A 14,689-nucleotide genomic window follows, 5' to 3' on the forward strand; every position below is an offset into this window, starting at 1 on the left:
ACGACGGAAAGGGGCATGAAGCCCCTTCCCGCCAGCAATCGCAAGATTACTTAACGTCAACCTTGGCGCCTGCGTCTTCAAGCTTCTTCTTGAGATCAGCAGCTTCAGCCTTGGAGACGGCTTCCTTGACAGCCTTCGGAGCGCCTTCAACGAGGTCCTTGGCTTCCTTCAGGCCGAGACCCGTGATAGCGCGGACTTCCTTGATGACGTTGATCTTGTTGGCGCCAGCGTCAACCAGAACGACGTCGAATTCAGTCTTTTCTTCTTCAACAGCAGCAGCAACGCCAGCACCACCAGCAGCAGCAACAGCTACCGGAGCAGCAGCGGAAACGCCCCACTTTTCTTCAAGAAGCTTCGACAGTTCTGCAGCTTCCAGAACGGTCAGGGTGGAGAGGTCTTCTACGATCTTTGCGAGATCAGCCATTTTGATAGTTCCTTTTGTTCAGTTCGAACCAGTTTGAATAATTACAGCGAAAAACCGCCTTAAGCGGCTTCGTCCTTCTTGGCGTAAGCCGAGAACACGCGTGCAAGCTGGCTTGCAGGTGCTGCGACAACCGTAGCGACGCGAGTTGCCGGGGCGTTGAGTAGGCCCAGCAGCTTTGCGCGCAGCTCGTCCAGCGAAGGCAGGGTCGCAAGCGACTTGACTGCTTCGGCGTTGAGCGTGGTTGCGCCCATGGAACCGCCGAGAACAACGACTTTATCGTTGGTCTTTGCGAAGTCCATGACGACTTTCGGAGCGATCATCGGGTCGACGCTGTATGCAATCAGCGTCTGGCCCTTGAAGAGATTGGTCATCCCTTCCGACTCCGTGCCCTGAAGAGCGATCTTGGCCAGGCGGTTCTTCGCGACCTTGACGGTGCCTCCGGCAGCGCGCATCTTCGAACGGAAGTCGTTCATCTGCGCAACGGTGACACCAGCATAGTGGGCCACGACAACCGAACCGGAAGCCTTGAAGACTTCGTTCAGCTCCGTGACGAATTCGCGTTTTTCCGCTCTTTCCACTGTCTGTCTCCAGTAGACGGGACCACATTATGTGAACCCGTCGGGTTTGCCTTTGCCCCAAGGGACCTTTTTGCAAAGATCCCGAGCGACGCTCGAGGATCCTGTCCCCCGCTCTGTCGCCGCAAACGGCTTCAGGCACAGGCACACCAGGTTCGAACCGGACAGTCAGGCATCCAAAGACGCCTCAAATCCAGCCTCACCCGTCTCATGCAGGTTGAATGATTAAGGCCAAATCCCGAAAGACAAGGCCACCCACAATCTCGGACAGGAGTTCCGGGTTTCCCCGGAAATCTCCGGCTCCCTGAGAGCCGGAAATTCTTTTAGTCACGCTCCCCGATAGGAAGCGCGAGAATTGATTAAGCCGTAACCGACGAAGGTTCGATCTTGACGCCCGGACCCATGGTCGAGGAAATCGCGACGCGCTTGACGTAGTTGCCCTTGGCACCGGTCGGCTTTGCCTTGATGACGGCGTCGGCGAAAGCCTTGATGTTTTCTTCAAGAGCCTTGGCGTCGAACGAAGCCTTGCCAATACCAGCGTGTACGATACCGGCCTTTTCGACGCGGAACTCGACAGCGCCGCCCTTGGACGCCTTGACGGCGCCGGCAACATCCATCGTCACCGTACCGACCTTCGGGTTCGGCATCATGCCACGCGGGCCGAGTACCTTGCCGAGACGGCCGACGAGCGGCATCATGTCCGGGGTCGCGATGCAACGATCGAAGTCGATCTTGCCGCCCTGAACGATTTCAACCAGTTCTTCCGCGCCAACAACGTCAGCGCCGGCAGCCGTGGCTTCATCAGCCTTGACGCCACGGGCGAAAACGGCGACGCGAACGTCACGGCCGGTGCCGTTCGGCAGGTTGACAACGCCACGAACCATCTGGTCCGCATGACGCGGGTCAACGCCGAGGTTCATCGAAACTTCAACCGTTTCGTCAAACTTGGCAACCGCACGTTCCTTGACCATCGAAATGGCGTCGGTGAGAACGTAAAGCTTGTTGGGATCCACGCCTTCGCGGATCTTCTGAATGCGCTTTGCTACCTTGGCCATGATCAACCTACCACTTCCAGGCCCATGGCGCGGGCGGAGCCCTCAACCATTGCCATTGCGCCTTCGATGTCGGCTGCGTTCAGATCCTTCATCTTGGCTTCAGCGATCGTCTTGACCTGAGCCTTGGTGATGGAGCCGACCTTGGCGCCCTTGCCAGGCGTCTTGGAACCGGAGGTGATCTTCGCTTCCTTCTTCAGCCAATAGGTCATCGGCGGCTGCTTCATGACGAAGGTGAAGGACTTGTCCTGGTAATAGGTGATGACGACCGGGATCGGCATACCCTTTTCCATTTCCTGCGTGGCGGCATTGAACGCCTTGCAGAATTCCATGATGTTAATGCCACGCTGACCAAGTGCAGGACCGATCGGCGGGGACGGATTGGCCGCCCCGGCCTTTACCTGCAGCTTGAGCTGGCCTGCAACTTTTTTAGCCATATCTCTCTGCCTTTCAATTCAAACCGGTTACCCGGCTTCTCTTAAGCCGGATTGCTCCGGCGGCTGCGGTTGCGTGGTACGGCGCCCTGCCCCGGCTTAAAGAGCCAGTTAGCCTTCCACGCGGTTCGGGGCCTTGCCCCTCCAATCAGACCTTTTCGACCTGATTGTATTCCAGCTCGACCGGCGTAGCGCGGCCGAAAATCGAAACTTCTACCTTCAGGCGCGAACGCTCTTCATCGACATCCTGAACCACGCCGTTGAACGACGCGAACGGACCGTCGGAGACGCGAACCTGCTCGCCGATCTCGAACGAGACCGAAGACTTCGGACGCTCGACACCTTCCTGAACCTGACCGAGGATACGATCGGCTTCATAATCGGGAATCGGAACAGGCTTGCTGTCCGAACCGAGGAAACCCGTCACCTTCGGCGTGTTCTTGATGAGGTGATAGGCCTCATCCGTCAGGTTGGCGCGCACCAGCACGTAACCCGGAAAGAACTTGCGCTCGCTATCGACCTTGCGGCCGCGACGCACCTCGACCACCTTTTCGGTCGGCACGAGGATTTTCTCGAAAAGATGGCTCAGGCCCTTCTGACGGGCTTTTTCCTCGATCGACTCAGCGACCTTCTTTTCGAAATTCGAATATGCGTGAACGATGTACCAGCGCGCTGCCATTTTATTCTCCGTTCGATCCTTCTACCGGGCCTTTGACCGTGCCGTTACCGGCCGACGTTCAACACCAGGCTAAGCAGCCAGCCGATGAGCTGGTCCGCAGCAAAGAAGAACAGAGCCGCAAAAATGACCATCACCAGCACCATAGCCGTCGAAATCATGGTCTCGCGGCGCGACGGCCAAGTGATCTTTGACGCTTCGGCGCGAACCTGCTGCAGAAACGTAAACGGATTAGTTTTGGATGCCATTGACTGCCCACGCAATTACGGCGCGTAAAGCTGATACTGATCAGCCCCACGCACCGCGTGTCTGTTTTGACCTACATAAACACCGATTCCACTTTTAACAAGAGGAAATCGACATTCGGCGAAATTCGCCGGAAATCCGGCCCCATCTGCCATGCAGCGAAAACCGCGCTTGCGAATGGAAAGTGGCAGGGGCAGTAAGGCTCGAACTTACGACCTGCGGTTTTGGAGACCGCCGCTCTACCAACTGAGCTATACCCCTTAAACACCGGAACCGGCCGCGAAAATCGCTTGGCCAATTCGGTATGCGCTCCTTTAAGACGCCGGGAAAAGAATGGCAAGTGTGTTTTTTGTTTTTTCACATAGTCTGGCAAAATAGCCCGACAGATCATCCGCTCCCAAAGCCACACGACTGAATTCCCTGATCCTCCCCCACTCACCTACAGGAATATTCATGAGTATTTATCTCGTCCGCCATGGCCAGACCGAATTTAATGCCGTCCGCCGCTGGCAGGGTCAGGTCGATTCGCCCCTGACCGAGACCGGGCGACAACAGGCGGTGCGCATGGGACGCGGGCTTGCCGCATTGATTGAAACCGATGAGGTGCATATTTTTTCCAGCCCGCTTGGCCGGGCGAGACAGACCTGCGAGATTATCACCGGCGAGATCGGCATGATCGACGGCGTCACCCTCGATCCCGGCCTGATGGAAATCGGCATGGGCGCATGGGATGGCATGACGGATTACGAGATCGATCAGGAATATCCCGGCATGCGTGACGGTCTCGACCGATACGAATGGTTTTTTCACGCACCGGGCGGCGAAAGCTTCGAGAAAATGACGAGCCGGGTGGCTCATAGCCTCAAGACCATCCAGCAGAGACAGGCCCGCGACACGATCGTCATCTGCCACGGCATCACCAGCCGCATATTGCGCGGCGTCTACTCGAACCTTCCGAAGGAGGAGGCCCTGCGCCTCGACGTGCCGCAGGACGCGTTCTTCCATCTCAGAGACGGCGACATCGCCCGCATCGACTGCTGAGTCTTCCAGGCAATAAAAAACCCCGCTGTTTCCAGCGGGGTTTTCTCAAATCCCTTGCGGGAAAAGATTACTCGACGATCGAAGCCACGATGCCGGCGCCGACGGTACGGCCGCCTTCGCGGATAGCGAAGCGCAGCTTTTCTTCCATCGCGATCGGAACGATCAGCTCGACTTCAACCGTGACGTTGTCGCCAGGCATAACCATTTCCGTGCCTTCAGGAAGCGAAACGATACCGGTAACGTCAGTCGTACGGAAGTAGAACTGCGGACGGTAGTTCGTGAAGAACGGCGTATGACGGCCGCCTTCTTCCTTCGTCAGGATGTAGGCTTCTGCCATGAACTTCTTGTGCGGCTTGACCGAANCCTTCGCGGATAGCGAAGCGCAGCTTTTCTTCCATCGCGATCGGAACGATCAGCTCGACTTCAACCGTGACGTTGTCGCCAGGCATAACCATTTCCGTGCCTTCAGGAAGCGAAACGATACCGGTAACGTCAGTCGTACGGAAGTAGAACTGCGGACGGTAGTTCGTGAAGAACGGCGTATGACGGCCGCCTTCTTCCTTCGTCAGGATGTAGGCTTCTGCCATGAACTTCTTGTGCGGCTTGACCGAACCCGGCTTGCACAGGATCTGACCACGCTCAACGCCGTCACGGGTAACGCCGCGAACGAGTGCGCCGATGTTGTCGCCGGCCTGGCCCTGGTCGAGCAGCTTGCGGAACATTTCAACGCCGGTAACCGTCGTCTTCGAGGTCGGACGGATGCCGACGATTTCGACTTCTTCACCAACCTTGACGATACCGCGCTCAACGCGACCCGTCACAACCGTACCACGGCCGGAGATCGAGAACACGTCTTCGATCGGCATCAGGAACGGCTGGTCGATCGGACGCTCAGGCGTCGGGATGTAGGCGTCAACAGCGGCCATCAGCTCGCGGATCGCGTCTTCACCGATCTTCTTGTCAGAATCTTCAAGAGCAGCGAGTGCCGAACCCTTGATGATCGGGATATCGTCGCCCGGGAAGTCGTAGGACGACAGAAGTTCGCGAACTTCCAGTTCAACGAGCTCGAGAAGCTCGGCGTCGTCAACCTGGTCGACCTTGTTGAGGAACACGACGATGGCCGGAACGCCAACCTGACGGGCAAGCAGGATGTGCTCGCGGGTCTGCGGCATCGGGCCGTCGGCAGCCGAGCAAACCAGGATCGCGCCGTCCATCTGGGCAGCACCGGTGATCATGTTCTTCACGTAGTCGGCGTGGCCGGGGCAGTCAACGTGGGCGTAGTGACGGTTCGGCGTCTCATACTCAACGTGGGCCGTCGAAATCGTGATACCACGAGCCTTTTCTTCAGGAGCCGCGTCGATTTGGTCATACGCCTTGAACTCGCCGAAATACTTCGTGATCGCAGCAGTCAACGACGTCTTGCCGTGGTCGACGTGACCGATCGTGCCAATGTTGACGTGCGGCTTATTGCGCTCAAACTTGCTCTTTGCCATGTGAATTGCTTCCTGTGAACGTGAAGTCGATTTCCCGGCGAACCGGTTTGGTGTCGCCGTTTAAGGCTTTGTAAGCGAATGCGCAAGACTTAATTGTGAAAGCGTCTTCGCGCGCGCTCCAAGCGTGCCCTGAGCCGCGTATATGGTATATGTTTTGCGACATTTAAACCCCTTGAGAGGGCATGGCCGGGGCAGCCAGACGAGCCCCTCCTCCAGCATTGCCGATCACTAATTAAGATATTTACATCACAACTTCTTTACCGGCACCGGCATGATGGCTTAAGGACATTTCATCGCCGGGGGGAGACGGGCGATTGGAACGAGACGCCGGGCACGCCGGCCGAGCTCTATATCGATCCTTCGCTTCCCCCGTGTCCTTATTATCCGTTTCAGGACCATTCCATGGAAATCTTCACAGCCGCCGGTTTCACGGCATTCTTACAGGTCATTGCGATCGATCTCGTTCTGGCGGGCGACAATGCCATTGTTATCGGCCTTGCCGCCGCGGGTCTTCCCGCCCATCTTCGCCGCAAGGCCATTCTGGTCGGCATCATTGCCGCCACGGTTCTGCGCATCGCTTTTGCCGCAGTCACCGTGCAGTTGCTCGCCATTGTCGGCCTGCAATTGTTCGGCGGCCTGCTGCTCGCCTGGGTTTGCTGGAAGATGTGGTCGGAACTGCGCGAGGCCGCAGGCTCCATCGAAGACGAGGTGACGGACGACGAGGCGGATCTGACCAAGGGTCACAAGACCTTTTTCCAGGCCGCGACCCAGATCGTCATCGCCGATGTCTCGATGTCGCTGGACAATGTGCTTGCCGTTGCCGGTGCCGCGCAGGAACATGTGACGGTGCTGATCATCGGCCTCGTCGTTTCGATCGCGCTGATGGGCCTCGCCGCCAACTTCGTCGCCAAGCTGCTGCACCGCTATCGCTGGATTTCCTATCTCGGCCTGATGGTCATTATCTATGTGGCGCTCAACATGCTGTATCACGGCACGATTGAGGTTCTGCCCTATATCCAGTCCTATCTCGGCTGAGACCGCCGGCAGCAATGCTTCCCGACAAGGCCCGGAAACGCCAGTTTCCGGGCCTTTTTCATGACGCGCACCCATCGGGTCCGCACCTCCCGCCACAGCACTGGCAAAAGGGCGAGAATCAATCCCCGCACTTGCTGCAACATCATGATCAAACAGGGAAATCGTGATTTTTCGCCGATGGATTTTGGCAATTGAGGTCAGCCACGGGCAAGCCTAGGGAGCTAGGCAATAAGTCATAATAATAAAAAGAAAGGTAAAGCTGCCAATGGCTTATGACTGGAGCGGCGGGCGAACCCGCCGCCTTCGCCGGATGAAGCTGGGCGTCGTCGCCAGCTCACTCATCCTGCTGGCGCTTCTTGCGTCGCTCGTTCTCGGCTGAACGCGCGACGCGCGCACTCCCACGCTGACCGGCGGCATGGCAAGGTTTTCACAAACCGCCCTGCCGCCGCTCCTTCAAGGGGATTTCTCCGACGATCAGGACTTCTTGACGTCCACACAATGAACCGGCTTCTTCATGTCAGGATCAGCCATCAGATCATAGAGATCGGCTTCGTCACCCTTCGACCACCAGACATAGATGCCGCCCTGATATTTGGCACCGGACCCGGAAATAACATTTGCGGCAATGGTCATGCCATCCTTGAACCCCAGCCGCACGAGGCTGACATCGCCGGCATTAAAATAGACGGCCTCCACCCGCTCGGCAGCGCATTGATAGGTGGTCTCCACCTTTTCGACCGCCGTGTCTTTCGGAAGCGGAATCACCAGATCTTCAGCCAGAGCGCCGGTCGCAGTCGAAAAAGCAAAGACTGCAAGGCATGGTACGGCAGCGAATTTTTTCATGATTGCCCTTTCCTGATTACACCCAACCATAAGGCATGGGTGCAAAGCCGAAATGAGGCGGCCGCCCATCACAGGTCAAAATTTTGAGGATAGGCGGCAGAGGCATTGTCAGAGTTCGTTACGACATCCGTATCGCAGCAGTTTCGCCGCGATACGCAGGCTAAGGCAGAGCTATAGAAACAGCCAGTAGGCAACGCCGAGTATCACCGTCCACATCAGCAGCGATATGGCCAGCACGGTGAGATAATTTCGAAATCGTCTGGTCATCCGCCCACATTGCCGACCAGCTGCCATCAGACAGCCGAGTCGTTTAAATTGCTGGATGCGGATCGAGCCGCAGGATCAACTCTTTCTATCAAGAGACTGAATCCCAAGCCATTCGCAGATTTCACCCACCCGAAAACGGGGTTGCCCATGTCGTGGGTTCCAAATCAAGGAAAACCCGCTCATCCGCAATCAGCTCCTGATCACGGATGAGCAAGAACATCCTCATGCTCCGGCTACGCCGGCAAAGACTCATGCACGAATGATCGCAGCCGAATCGGCACATGCCCTAGCTGAAGCCGATTCAGAAATGCAGCGATGCCGGAGCAGCGACCATCGGCCGCCGCTCCCGCCCGTCTCAGCTTTTGAGAGCGGTGTTGCAGAGGCTCCAGTAGCCGCCGCCCTTCTGGATCCATTTCAGATCGCCGAGGGTGCCGTCATTCTTGTTCTTGTGATAGGAGTCGACGCAGGTTTTCAGGCGGGCCTTTCCGGGCGTCTCGCTTGAATATTTCTTATCGACAGCACTCGGAAAAGCGACGCCCTTCGGGGCCTTTATCGTTGCTTTTTCGGGTTCTTTATCGGTGGTGGCCGCGACCTGCTTGTCATCGGCGGCATCTTCAGCGGCTGCGTCGCTGCCACAGAACTTCGCGCGATAGTCGTTCCACTTGACATCCTTGGCAGAACCGTCGGCTTTCGCAGCCTGATACTTCACGCTGCACTCCTTCATGGTGAGTGCGGATGCGGGGGAGACAAACGCCGCCGATGCCAGCAGCGCAAATGATGAGAGAATGACAACCCTGTTAAACATTGAAGACTCCCGGTTGCATGATTGCCGGCCGACTATCCGACCGGATTTTCCACTTGTCAACGAGCAGTGCGGTAAGGACGGAAAGTCGAATTGACGGCGGAGGAAACGCACTCACCGAGCCCAATGCGTTTGTGGTGAAGGCGGCGTCGCATCACCAATCACGAACACCCATGCGCGAGGGACCTTGCATCCCGGTCTAGCCGCCTCAACGGACGCCTCTCGCCCTGCCGGAAGAATCACGTGTTCGTGTGCGATCACCTCTTCTCCGGAACGAATATCCTAAGTTTTCGTTAGCATCTCGAACGAATAACGAGGATTTACCGATGTTGAGGATGCCGAAGACCATCTCCGCACTCGCTCTTGGCGTCGCGATGTCTGCCGCTTCTGTCATGCCCGCCCAAGCGCTGAGCCTCATACAGCCCGCCTACGAGCAGCAGGAACAGACACAGAATTCAGACGGGCGCAGCTACTCCGCCTCCGCCTTTGCCGCCGGTAAGGGCGAAGAAGCCTCAGCCAACGGCTATGCCCTGACGCAAGCCGAAATCAACCACGTCAAATGGTGCGCCGCGCGTTACGTCTCCTATCACCCTACCGACAACAGCTATATGGCGACTGCTGGCACGCGGGCGCAGTGCGTCTCCCCCAATTAAAACCGGCCCAGATGCGACGGGCCGCAGCCGACAAGATAAAATTTACCTTAAATTCTACGGATTTGAACCTTTATCCCCGCACGCCGTTGAACGCATGCCAACGGGGAAAACGCGACGATGATGTGGAATCTTGAAAAACTCGAACGAGAGCGTATCGATCTGATCGAGGTGATTACCGCCCTGCGCCACATGGAGCGCCAGCCAACAGCAAATCGCCCCTCGATCTTTGAGGAAATCACGGCCCATATGGGAAGACTCAGCGAACTCGACGCAGAGAAACAGCGGATTTGCTCGGCCCTGGAGGCAAGCTGAAAAGGCACCGCACAGTCAGAGAATGGCAGGCAAACAATATCGATCTCGCTGAGGAATTTCTGGAGCGGGTAGCGGGAATCGAACCCGCGTATTCAGCTTGGAAGGCTGCTGCTCTACCATTGAGCTATACCCGCGGTGGTGATTTCGATCCGTGCAGAATGGTGGAGGGAGTTGGATTTGAACCAACGTAGGCGTAGCCAACGGATTTACAGTCCGTCCCCTTTAACCACTCGGGCATCCCTCCAGCTTTCTGCTAGGATCGAGCGACCAAGCTCTACAGATTTCGCTGCGGCGAAGCGCCGTTGCGTCGTCTGTGGCGCGTATATGACGGCCTCGTTCGTTTCTGTCAACACGCCGTTTCACGAATTTTCGGGAAAAAATTCAAACCGCTTTGCAGCCCTGTGGATTATCGCGGGGGCTGGTGTGCGCCTCTCTGCGGAGATATAAGGCGCCATGAGCAAAGACGATCCAAACGACAAATCCACCCGCGACACGCACTACGCCACCCTGCGCCGTGCCGTGCGCGATGCCAAACGCGAGCGCGGCGAAATTCCGACCCCGCAGCAGCCGAAGCGCCGCAACCGTGGTGCCGACGACTGGAAGCCGCCGCAGCTTGCGCCGGATCAGGTCCATCTTTACGGCTTGCACACCGTGCGCGCAGCGCTTGCCAATCCCGAACGAAAGCTCATCAAGCTGTCGGTTACCCTCAATGCCTTTGCGCGTCTGGATATCGGCGAAGCGGATGCCCAGCCCTTCCCGGTCGAGATTGTCTCGCCGCAGGATATCGACAAGGTGCTCGGCCCCGAGGCGATCCATCAGGGCGTCATGCTGGAAACCAGGCCGCTTCCCGTCAAGAAGCTTGACGCGCTGAAGAAAAGCCCGCTGATCCTCGTGCTCGACCAGGTGACCGACCCGCATAATGTCGGCGCCATCATGCGCTCGGCGGTCGCCTTCAATGCCGGCGCGGTCATCACCACCATCCGCCACAGCCCGACGGAATCAGGCGTGCTGGCAAAGTCCGCATCCGGCGCGCTGGAACTCATTCCCTATATCCAGATCACCAACCTGGCCGACACATTGGGCGAGTTGCACAAACTCGGCTTCTTCTCGGTCGGTCTGGATTCGGAAGGCCCTGCCCCCATCGAGCAGACCTTCAGCGGCGCAAAGATCGCGCTGGTGCTGGGAGCCGAAGGCAAGGGCTTGCGGCAGAAGACCCGCGAAACCGTCTCGGCGCTTGCCCGTCTCGACATGCCGGGCGAGATCAAATCGCTCAACGTGTCGAATGCGGCGGCCATCGCCCTTTATGCAACGCAGCAATTTCTGGGCAAAGCGTCGTCCTGACGCTTACCCTTCCTTGCGAAATAACAAAGCGCAACGCATGCTGCGCCTTTGTCATTCGCATGGAGCACATCTCAACATGACCGAGCAGACCATCAAACCGACGGGCGAGCTGACACTCAGGACGCTCGCCATGCCGGCCGACGCCAATCCGGCCGGTGATATTTTCGGTGGCTGGGTCATGTCCCAGATGGACTTGGCAAGCGGCATCCGCGCCGCGGAACGGTCCCGCTGTCGCGTCGTCACCGCGGCTGTCAAGGAAATGGCTTTCGAACTGCCGGTGAAGATCGGCGACACCTTGTCGATCTATACCGATATCGCCCGTCTCGGCCGCACCTCGATCACGCTGACGGTCGAAGCCTGGGCGCAGCGGTCGCGTTACGACAAGCTGGAAAAGGTCACCGCCGGCACCTTCATCATGGTGGCGATGGACGAAAACGGGCAGCCGACGCCCATTCCTCCAGCGGAGTGAACACGATGGAGGCCGCCGTCAATGCCGCAGAGGCCTATTCGCACATCCGCGCGGTCATGGGCATGGTGGTCGGCCTCAGCCTTGCGCGCCTGCTGACCGGCCTTGCCGGTTTTGTGCAGCATCCGAAGAAGGAGCGCATCTATCCGCTGCATCTCGGCTGGGTGGCGTTCCTGTTTCTGATGCTTGTGCATTTCTGGTGGTGGGAGCACCGGCTTTCCGCCACCGGCCATGTGCTGGATTTCGGCGCCTTCCTTTTCCTCATCCTGTTCTGCTCGCTGTTCTATTTCCTCTGCGTGCTGCTGTTTCCCACTGACATGAAGGAATACAAGGGATACGAGGACTATTTCTTTTCCCGAAAAAGCTGGTTTTTCGCGTTTCTGGCCGCACTTTTCGTCACCGATGTCGGTGACACGCTGCTGAAGGGACATGACTACCTCGCCTCGCTCGGGCCGGAATATCTCATCCGAACCGCTATCTATGTTGTCCTGTTCACAGCCGCCGCCTTCATCGACAATCGCCGCTTTCACAGGTTCCTCGTGATCTTTGCGCTGGTCTACCAGATCGCCTGGATTTTCCGGACCTACGACCTGCTGGCCTGAAGAACGCATCACCAAGTATCGTCATTGTGTCGCGGTGACATTTCGCCGCGAATATGACATTGCGATTGCATGGGGATCATTCGCAGGATCATGCAGGACCGGAGTTCGGCGGGCGCCATCGCCACGCTGGCGATCCTGCTTTTTCTGTTGCAGGGCCTCGCCAATGGCCTGACCAGCGGCAACATGGCTATGGCCGCGCTGGCGGCGGATGAGGTCATCTGCTCCACCCACATGCCTGATGGCAGCGCAGGCAAGCAGGATCCTGTGGGAAAGATCGCCGCCGACTGCTGCGGCACGCTCTGCCGACTGGCATCGGCCACGATCGCCACCCTTCCTGTCACGTCCGTCGAACGTGCGGACCGGATCATTGCGGTCGGCGAAATCGCCTTTGTGAACTTCGATGCCGCGTTACCACCATCGCCACCCAATCTGGAATCGCGCCCACGCGCACCGCCCGCCTCTCCGCACGCTTGAGACCTTCCCGGCTTGCCGGAAATCAAACCTTTTGCGGAGACATTCATGTCCGTCACGACCTCCTTCGAGGGCGAGCGCGCGCCTGCGCAGTCCTCGTCCATCAACCTTTACCGCGCCGTATGGCGCTGGCATTTTTACGCCGGCCTGCTCGTCCTGCCCTTCATGATATCGCTCGCCGTCACCGGCGCGCTTTATCTCTTCCGGGATGAATTCGACAATCTCATCCATTCCGATCTGAAACGGGTGGAGGTGGTGCAGAACGCACCGAAAGCGCTACCTTCCGAAGTCATCGCCGCGGCGCTGGCGGCCGTGCCGGGTACCGCTGTCAAATATACGACACCAGCCGATCCGGGTGCTTCCACGGAAATCACCGTCAATACTGGTGACGGCAAGCGGGCGGTTTACGTCAACCCTTATACAGCTGAGGTTGCGGGCTCCCTGCCGGATCGCGGCACTGTCATGTGGACGATCCGTTATCTCCACAGCCTGAAATATTTCGGCACCTATGCCCGTTATCTGATCGAGATCGCCGCGGGCTGGTCCATTCTTCTCGTCGCCACAGGCATCTATCTCTGGTGGCCGCGCAAGCAGACGGGCGGTGTCATGACCGTGCGCGGCACGCCAAACAAGCGCGTGTTCTGGCGAGATACCCATGCCGTCACCGGCATTTTCGTCGGCTTTTTCATCGTCTTCCTTGCGCTCACCGGCATGCCCTGGTCGGGCGTCTGGGGCGCGAAGGTCAATGAATGGGCAAATGGCAGCAATTTCGGATATCCGGCGGGCGTGCGCACCGATGTTCCGATGTCCGGCGAGCATCTCGACCATGTTGCAAAGACCAGCTGGTCGCTGGAGCAGGCAAAAATCCCCGAATCCACCGCTTCCGCACAAACCCGGCCGATCGGGATCGACGCCGCGATCGCGCGTTTCGACACGCTCGGCCTTGCCGCCGGTTATGCCGTCGCCCTGCCGGGGAAATCGACCGGTGTTTATAGCGGCTCGGTTTATCCCGACGATCTCGGCCAACAGCGCGTGGTCCATCTCGATCAATATAGCGGCGAGCCGCTGATCGACATGCGCTATGCCGATTACGGCCCGCTCGGCAAGGCACTGGAATGGGGCATCAACGTGCATCTCGGCCAGCAATATGGCCTCGCCAACCAGATCGTGCTGCTGGCGGTCTGTATCGGCATCGTCCTGCTTGCCGTATCCGCCGGCATCATGTGGTGGAAACGCCGCCCGAAGGGCGCGCTCGGCGTGCCACCCCTGCCGCAGGAAAAACGCGTGCTACGCGGTCTGCTCGCCATGCTTGCCATTGGCGGCATCATTTTCCCGCTGGTGGGCGTTAGCCTGCTGGCAATGCTCGTACTTGACCTGGTCATACAGTCCCGCCAGAAACGGCGAGCCCTCTGAAAATGCAGACAGCCGGGAAAAATCCCGGCTGTCACGCTGGCTATCGGCGCTGCGATGGGAGGCTGCTCAGAACATCGTATTGTTGTTCGCAGCCGTTTCCGGCACGGGCTGGATGACGTCCCAGTGTTCGGTGATCTTGCCATCCGTGACGCGGAAAATATCGACGATGGCGGTGCCGCGATCACCGTCTTTTTCGGTCGAATGAATATGCAGATAGACGAGATCGCCATCGGTTGCGCTGCGGACGATCCGTGCCTTCGACTGCGGATTTTCCTTGAAGTGGCCGGTGAAATAATCCACGAACGGCTTCTTGCCATCGGGCACCATGGGATTGTGCTGTTTGTAGCTGTCCACGATGACGGCTGCGCCCTTCTCCACCTCATGCTTGTTGAAGACGGTATCGTAGAACTCGATCACCAGCTTGCGGTTGGCTTCTTCCTGCGCCAGATCGCGTTTGGCGGTTTCGGCCAGAACGGGGGCGGCCATCAGCGCGGGTGCAAGCGCAAGCGTGGCGATGGCGAGACGGCGTGTCACGAAATTCAT

The 14,689-nt window shown here is 58.1% G+C and carries 18 protein-coding genes, 3 tRNA genes and 2 pseudogenes; 9 read left to right on the forward strand and 14 right to left on the reverse strand.

The window, feature by feature from the left end:
* Nucleotides 1–46 precede the first annotated feature (46 nt).
* The 7 genes from rplL to O8B93_RS08225 form a co-directional block, all read right to left on the reverse strand.
* Nucleotides 47–424, reverse strand: a complete 378-nt coding sequence (rplL, locus tag O8B93_RS08195; RefSeq protein ID WP_269709345.1) for a 50S ribosomal protein L7/L12 — start codon at nucleotides 422–424, stop codon at nucleotides 47–49.
* A 59-nt stretch (nucleotides 425–483) separates the two neighbouring features.
* Nucleotides 484–1,002: a 50S ribosomal protein L10 gene (gene rplJ / locus O8B93_RS08200; RefSeq protein ID WP_003507705.1), complete on the reverse strand. Its 519-nt coding sequence runs from the start codon at nucleotides 1,000–1,002 to the stop codon at nucleotides 484–486.
* 356 nt (nucleotides 1,003–1,358) lie between these two features.
* Nucleotides 1,359–2,054: a 50S ribosomal protein L1 gene (rplA, locus tag O8B93_RS08205; RefSeq protein WP_010971967.1), complete on the reverse strand. Its 696-nt coding sequence runs from the start codon at nucleotides 2,052–2,054 to the stop codon at nucleotides 1,359–1,361.
* A 2-nt stretch (nucleotides 2,055–2,056) separates the two neighbouring features.
* Nucleotides 2,057–2,488 carry a 50S ribosomal protein L11 gene (rplK, locus tag O8B93_RS08210; RefSeq protein WP_003523723.1) on the reverse strand — a complete coding sequence of 144 codons (432 nt, stop codon included), beginning with the start codon at nucleotides 2,486–2,488 and terminating at the stop codon, nucleotides 2,057–2,059.
* A gap of 145 nt (nucleotides 2,489–2,633) precedes the next feature.
* Nucleotides 2,634–3,164 carry a transcription termination/antitermination protein NusG gene (nusG, locus tag O8B93_RS08215; RefSeq protein WP_006316434.1) on the reverse strand — a complete coding sequence of 177 codons (531 nt, stop codon included), beginning with the start codon at nucleotides 3,162–3,164 and terminating at the stop codon, nucleotides 2,634–2,636.
* A 44-nt stretch (nucleotides 3,165–3,208) separates the two neighbouring features.
* Nucleotides 3,209–3,409 (reverse strand): preprotein translocase subunit SecE, encoded by a 201-nt coding sequence (gene secE / locus O8B93_RS08220; RefSeq protein WP_003523719.1) that lies wholly within the window; start codon nucleotides 3,407–3,409, stop codon nucleotides 3,209–3,211.
* Nucleotides 3,410–3,592: 183 nt separating this feature from the next.
* A tRNA-Trp gene (locus tag O8B93_RS08225) sits at nucleotides 3,593–3,668 on the reverse strand.
* Nucleotides 3,669–3,860: 192 nt separating this feature from the next.
* Between O8B93_RS08225 and O8B93_RS08230 the strand changes: the two genes are divergently transcribed.
* Complete coding sequence (locus tag O8B93_RS08230; protein ID WP_269709346.1) at nucleotides 3,861–4,448, forward strand: histidine phosphatase family protein; 588 nt, start codon at nucleotides 3,861–3,863, stop codon at nucleotides 4,446–4,448.
* 67 nt (nucleotides 4,449–4,515) lie between these two features.
* Here the strand turns inward: O8B93_RS08230 and O8B93_RS08235 are convergent.
* Nucleotides 4,516–4,809, reverse strand: a pseudogene (locus O8B93_RS08235) (EF-Tu C-terminal domain-related protein); the annotation flags it as partial.
* A gap of 4 nt (nucleotides 4,810–4,813) precedes the next feature.
* Nucleotides 4,814–5,941 (reverse strand): annotated as a pseudogene (gene tuf / locus O8B93_RS08240) (elongation factor Tu); the annotation flags it as partial.
* A gap of 402 nt (nucleotides 5,942–6,343) precedes the next feature.
* Here tuf and O8B93_RS08245 point away from each other — a divergent pair.
* Nucleotides 6,344–6,976, forward strand: a complete 633-nt coding sequence (locus O8B93_RS08245; protein ID WP_269709347.1) for a TerC family protein — start codon at nucleotides 6,344–6,346, stop codon at nucleotides 6,974–6,976.
* A 474-nt stretch (nucleotides 6,977–7,450) separates the two neighbouring features.
* Here O8B93_RS08245 and O8B93_RS08250 read toward each other — a convergent pair whose 3' ends face one another.
* Both O8B93_RS08250 and O8B93_RS08255 read right to left on the reverse strand, forming a co-directional pair.
* Nucleotides 7,451–7,819 (reverse strand): MliC family protein, encoded by a 369-nt coding sequence (locus O8B93_RS08250; protein ID WP_269709348.1) that lies wholly within the window; start codon nucleotides 7,817–7,819, stop codon nucleotides 7,451–7,453.
* A 622-nt stretch (nucleotides 7,820–8,441) separates the two neighbouring features.
* The gene (locus tag O8B93_RS08255; RefSeq protein WP_269709349.1) at nucleotides 8,442–8,891 is read right to left on the reverse strand and encodes a hypothetical protein; all 450 of its coding nucleotides are present in this window, start codon (nucleotides 8,889–8,891) and stop codon (nucleotides 8,442–8,444) included.
* A gap of 323 nt (nucleotides 8,892–9,214) precedes the next feature.
* Between O8B93_RS08255 and O8B93_RS08260 the strand changes: the two genes are divergently transcribed.
* Entirely contained in the window at nucleotides 9,215–9,541 is a 327-nt protein-coding gene (locus tag O8B93_RS08260; protein WP_269709350.1) for a BA14K family protein, read from the forward strand.
* 117 nt (nucleotides 9,542–9,658) lie between these two features.
* Nucleotides 9,659–9,853: a hypothetical protein gene (locus O8B93_RS08265; RefSeq protein WP_269709351.1), complete on the forward strand. Its 195-nt coding sequence runs from the start codon at nucleotides 9,659–9,661 to the stop codon at nucleotides 9,851–9,853.
* A gap of 60 nt (nucleotides 9,854–9,913) precedes the next feature.
* Here O8B93_RS08265 and O8B93_RS08270 read toward each other — a convergent pair.
* Nucleotides 9,914–9,987: transfer RNA gene (locus O8B93_RS08270), tRNA-Gly, on the reverse strand.
* A 25-nt stretch (nucleotides 9,988–10,012) separates the two neighbouring features.
* Nucleotides 10,013–10,097, reverse strand: a tRNA-Tyr gene (locus O8B93_RS08275).
* Between the two features lie 209 nt (nucleotides 10,098–10,306).
* On the opposite strand from O8B93_RS08275, the gene rlmB reads away from it, so the two are divergent.
* The 5 genes from rlmB to O8B93_RS08300 all read left to right on the forward strand — a co-directional run bounded on the left by rlmB (nucleotide 10,307) and on the right by O8B93_RS08300 (nucleotide 14,146).
* On the forward strand, nucleotides 10,307–11,194 hold the full coding sequence (rlmB, locus tag O8B93_RS08280) for a 23S rRNA (guanosine(2251)-2'-O)-methyltransferase RlmB (protein ID WP_269709352.1): 888 nt from the start codon (nucleotides 10,307–10,309) through the stop codon (nucleotides 11,192–11,194).
* A gap of 76 nt (nucleotides 11,195–11,270) precedes the next feature.
* A complete protein-coding gene (locus O8B93_RS08285; RefSeq protein ID WP_269709353.1) occupies nucleotides 11,271–11,663 on the forward strand; it encodes an acyl-CoA thioesterase in 393 nt (130 codons plus the stop codon).
* Nucleotides 11,664–11,668: 5 nt separating this feature from the next.
* On the forward strand, nucleotides 11,669–12,262 hold the full coding sequence (locus tag O8B93_RS08290; protein WP_269709354.1) for a hypothetical protein: 594 nt from the start codon (nucleotides 11,669–11,671) through the stop codon (nucleotides 12,260–12,262).
* A gap of 69 nt (nucleotides 12,263–12,331) precedes the next feature.
* Nucleotides 12,332–12,736 carry a DUF2946 domain-containing protein gene (locus tag O8B93_RS08295; protein ID WP_269709355.1) on the forward strand — a complete coding sequence of 135 codons (405 nt, stop codon included), beginning with the start codon at nucleotides 12,332–12,334 and terminating at the stop codon, nucleotides 12,734–12,736.
* Nucleotides 12,737–12,781: 45 nt separating this feature from the next.
* Nucleotides 12,782–14,146: a PepSY-associated TM helix domain-containing protein gene (locus O8B93_RS08300; RefSeq protein ID WP_269709356.1), complete on the forward strand. Its 1,365-nt coding sequence runs from the start codon at nucleotides 12,782–12,784 to the stop codon at nucleotides 14,144–14,146.
* A 66-nt stretch (nucleotides 14,147–14,212) separates the two neighbouring features.
* Here O8B93_RS08300 and O8B93_RS08305 read toward each other — a convergent pair whose 3' ends face one another.
* Nucleotides 14,213–14,689: a nuclear transport factor 2 family protein gene (locus tag O8B93_RS08305; RefSeq protein ID WP_269709357.1), complete on the reverse strand. Its 477-nt coding sequence runs from the start codon at nucleotides 14,687–14,689 to the stop codon at nucleotides 14,213–14,215.

Source organism: Martinezella rhizogenes (genome assembly GCF_027460065.1).
Taxonomy (GTDB): domain Bacteria; phylum Pseudomonadota; class Alphaproteobacteria; order Rhizobiales; family Rhizobiaceae; genus Agrobacterium; species Agrobacterium rhizogenes_C.

Coding starts and splice junctions, on each gene's coding strand:
- O8B93_RS08245 (WP_269709347.1), top strand. CDS start 6,344: ATGGAAATCTTCACAGCCGCCGGTTTCACGGCATTCTTACAGGTCATT.
- secE (WP_003523719.1), bottom strand. CDS start 3,409: ATGGCATCCAAAACTAATCCGTTTACGTTTCTGCAGCAGGTTCGCGCC.
- O8B93_RS08230 (WP_269709346.1), top strand. CDS start 3,861: ATGAGTATTTATCTCGTCCGCCATGGCCAGACCGAATTTAATGCCGTC.
- O8B93_RS08260 (WP_269709350.1), top strand. CDS start 9,215: ATGTTGAGGATGCCGAAGACCATCTCCGCACTCGCTCTTGGCGTCGCG.
- O8B93_RS08295 (WP_269709355.1), top strand. CDS start 12,332: ATGGGGATCATTCGCAGGATCATGCAGGACCGGAGTTCGGCGGGCGCC.
- rplK (WP_003523723.1), bottom strand. CDS start 2,488: ATGGCTAAAAAAGTTGCAGGCCAGCTCAAGCTGCAGGTAAAGGCCGGG.
- rplA (WP_010971967.1), bottom strand. CDS start 2,054: ATGGCCAAGGTAGCAAAGCGCATTCAGAAGATCCGCGAAGGCGTGGAT.
- rlmB (WP_269709352.1), top strand. CDS start 10,307: ATGAGCAAAGACGATCCAAACGACAAATCCACCCGCGACACGCACTAC.
- O8B93_RS08255 (WP_269709349.1), bottom strand. CDS start 8,891: ATGTTTAACAGGGTTGTCATTCTCTCATCATTTGCGCTGCTGGCATCG.
- nusG (WP_006316434.1), bottom strand. CDS start 3,164: ATGGCAGCGCGCTGGTACATCGTTCACGCATATTCGAATTTCGAAAAG.
- O8B93_RS08290 (WP_269709354.1), top strand. CDS start 11,669: ATGGAGGCCGCCGTCAATGCCGCAGAGGCCTATTCGCACATCCGCGCG.
- O8B93_RS08285 (WP_269709353.1), top strand. CDS start 11,271: ATGACCGAGCAGACCATCAAACCGACGGGCGAGCTGACACTCAGGACG.
- O8B93_RS08305 (WP_269709357.1), bottom strand. CDS start 14,689: ATGAATTTCGTGACACGCCGTCTCGCCATCGCCACGCTTGCGCTTGCA.
- rplL (WP_269709345.1), bottom strand. CDS start 424: ATGGCTGATCTCGCAAAGATCGTAGAAGACCTCTCCACCCTGACCGTT.
- O8B93_RS08265 (WP_269709351.1), top strand. CDS start 9,659: ATGATGTGGAATCTTGAAAAACTCGAACGAGAGCGTATCGATCTGATC.
- O8B93_RS08250 (WP_269709348.1), bottom strand. CDS start 7,819: ATGAAAAAATTCGCTGCCGTACCATGCCTTGCAGTCTTTGCTTTTTCG.
- O8B93_RS08300 (WP_269709356.1), top strand. CDS start 12,782: ATGTCCGTCACGACCTCCTTCGAGGGCGAGCGCGCGCCTGCGCAGTCC.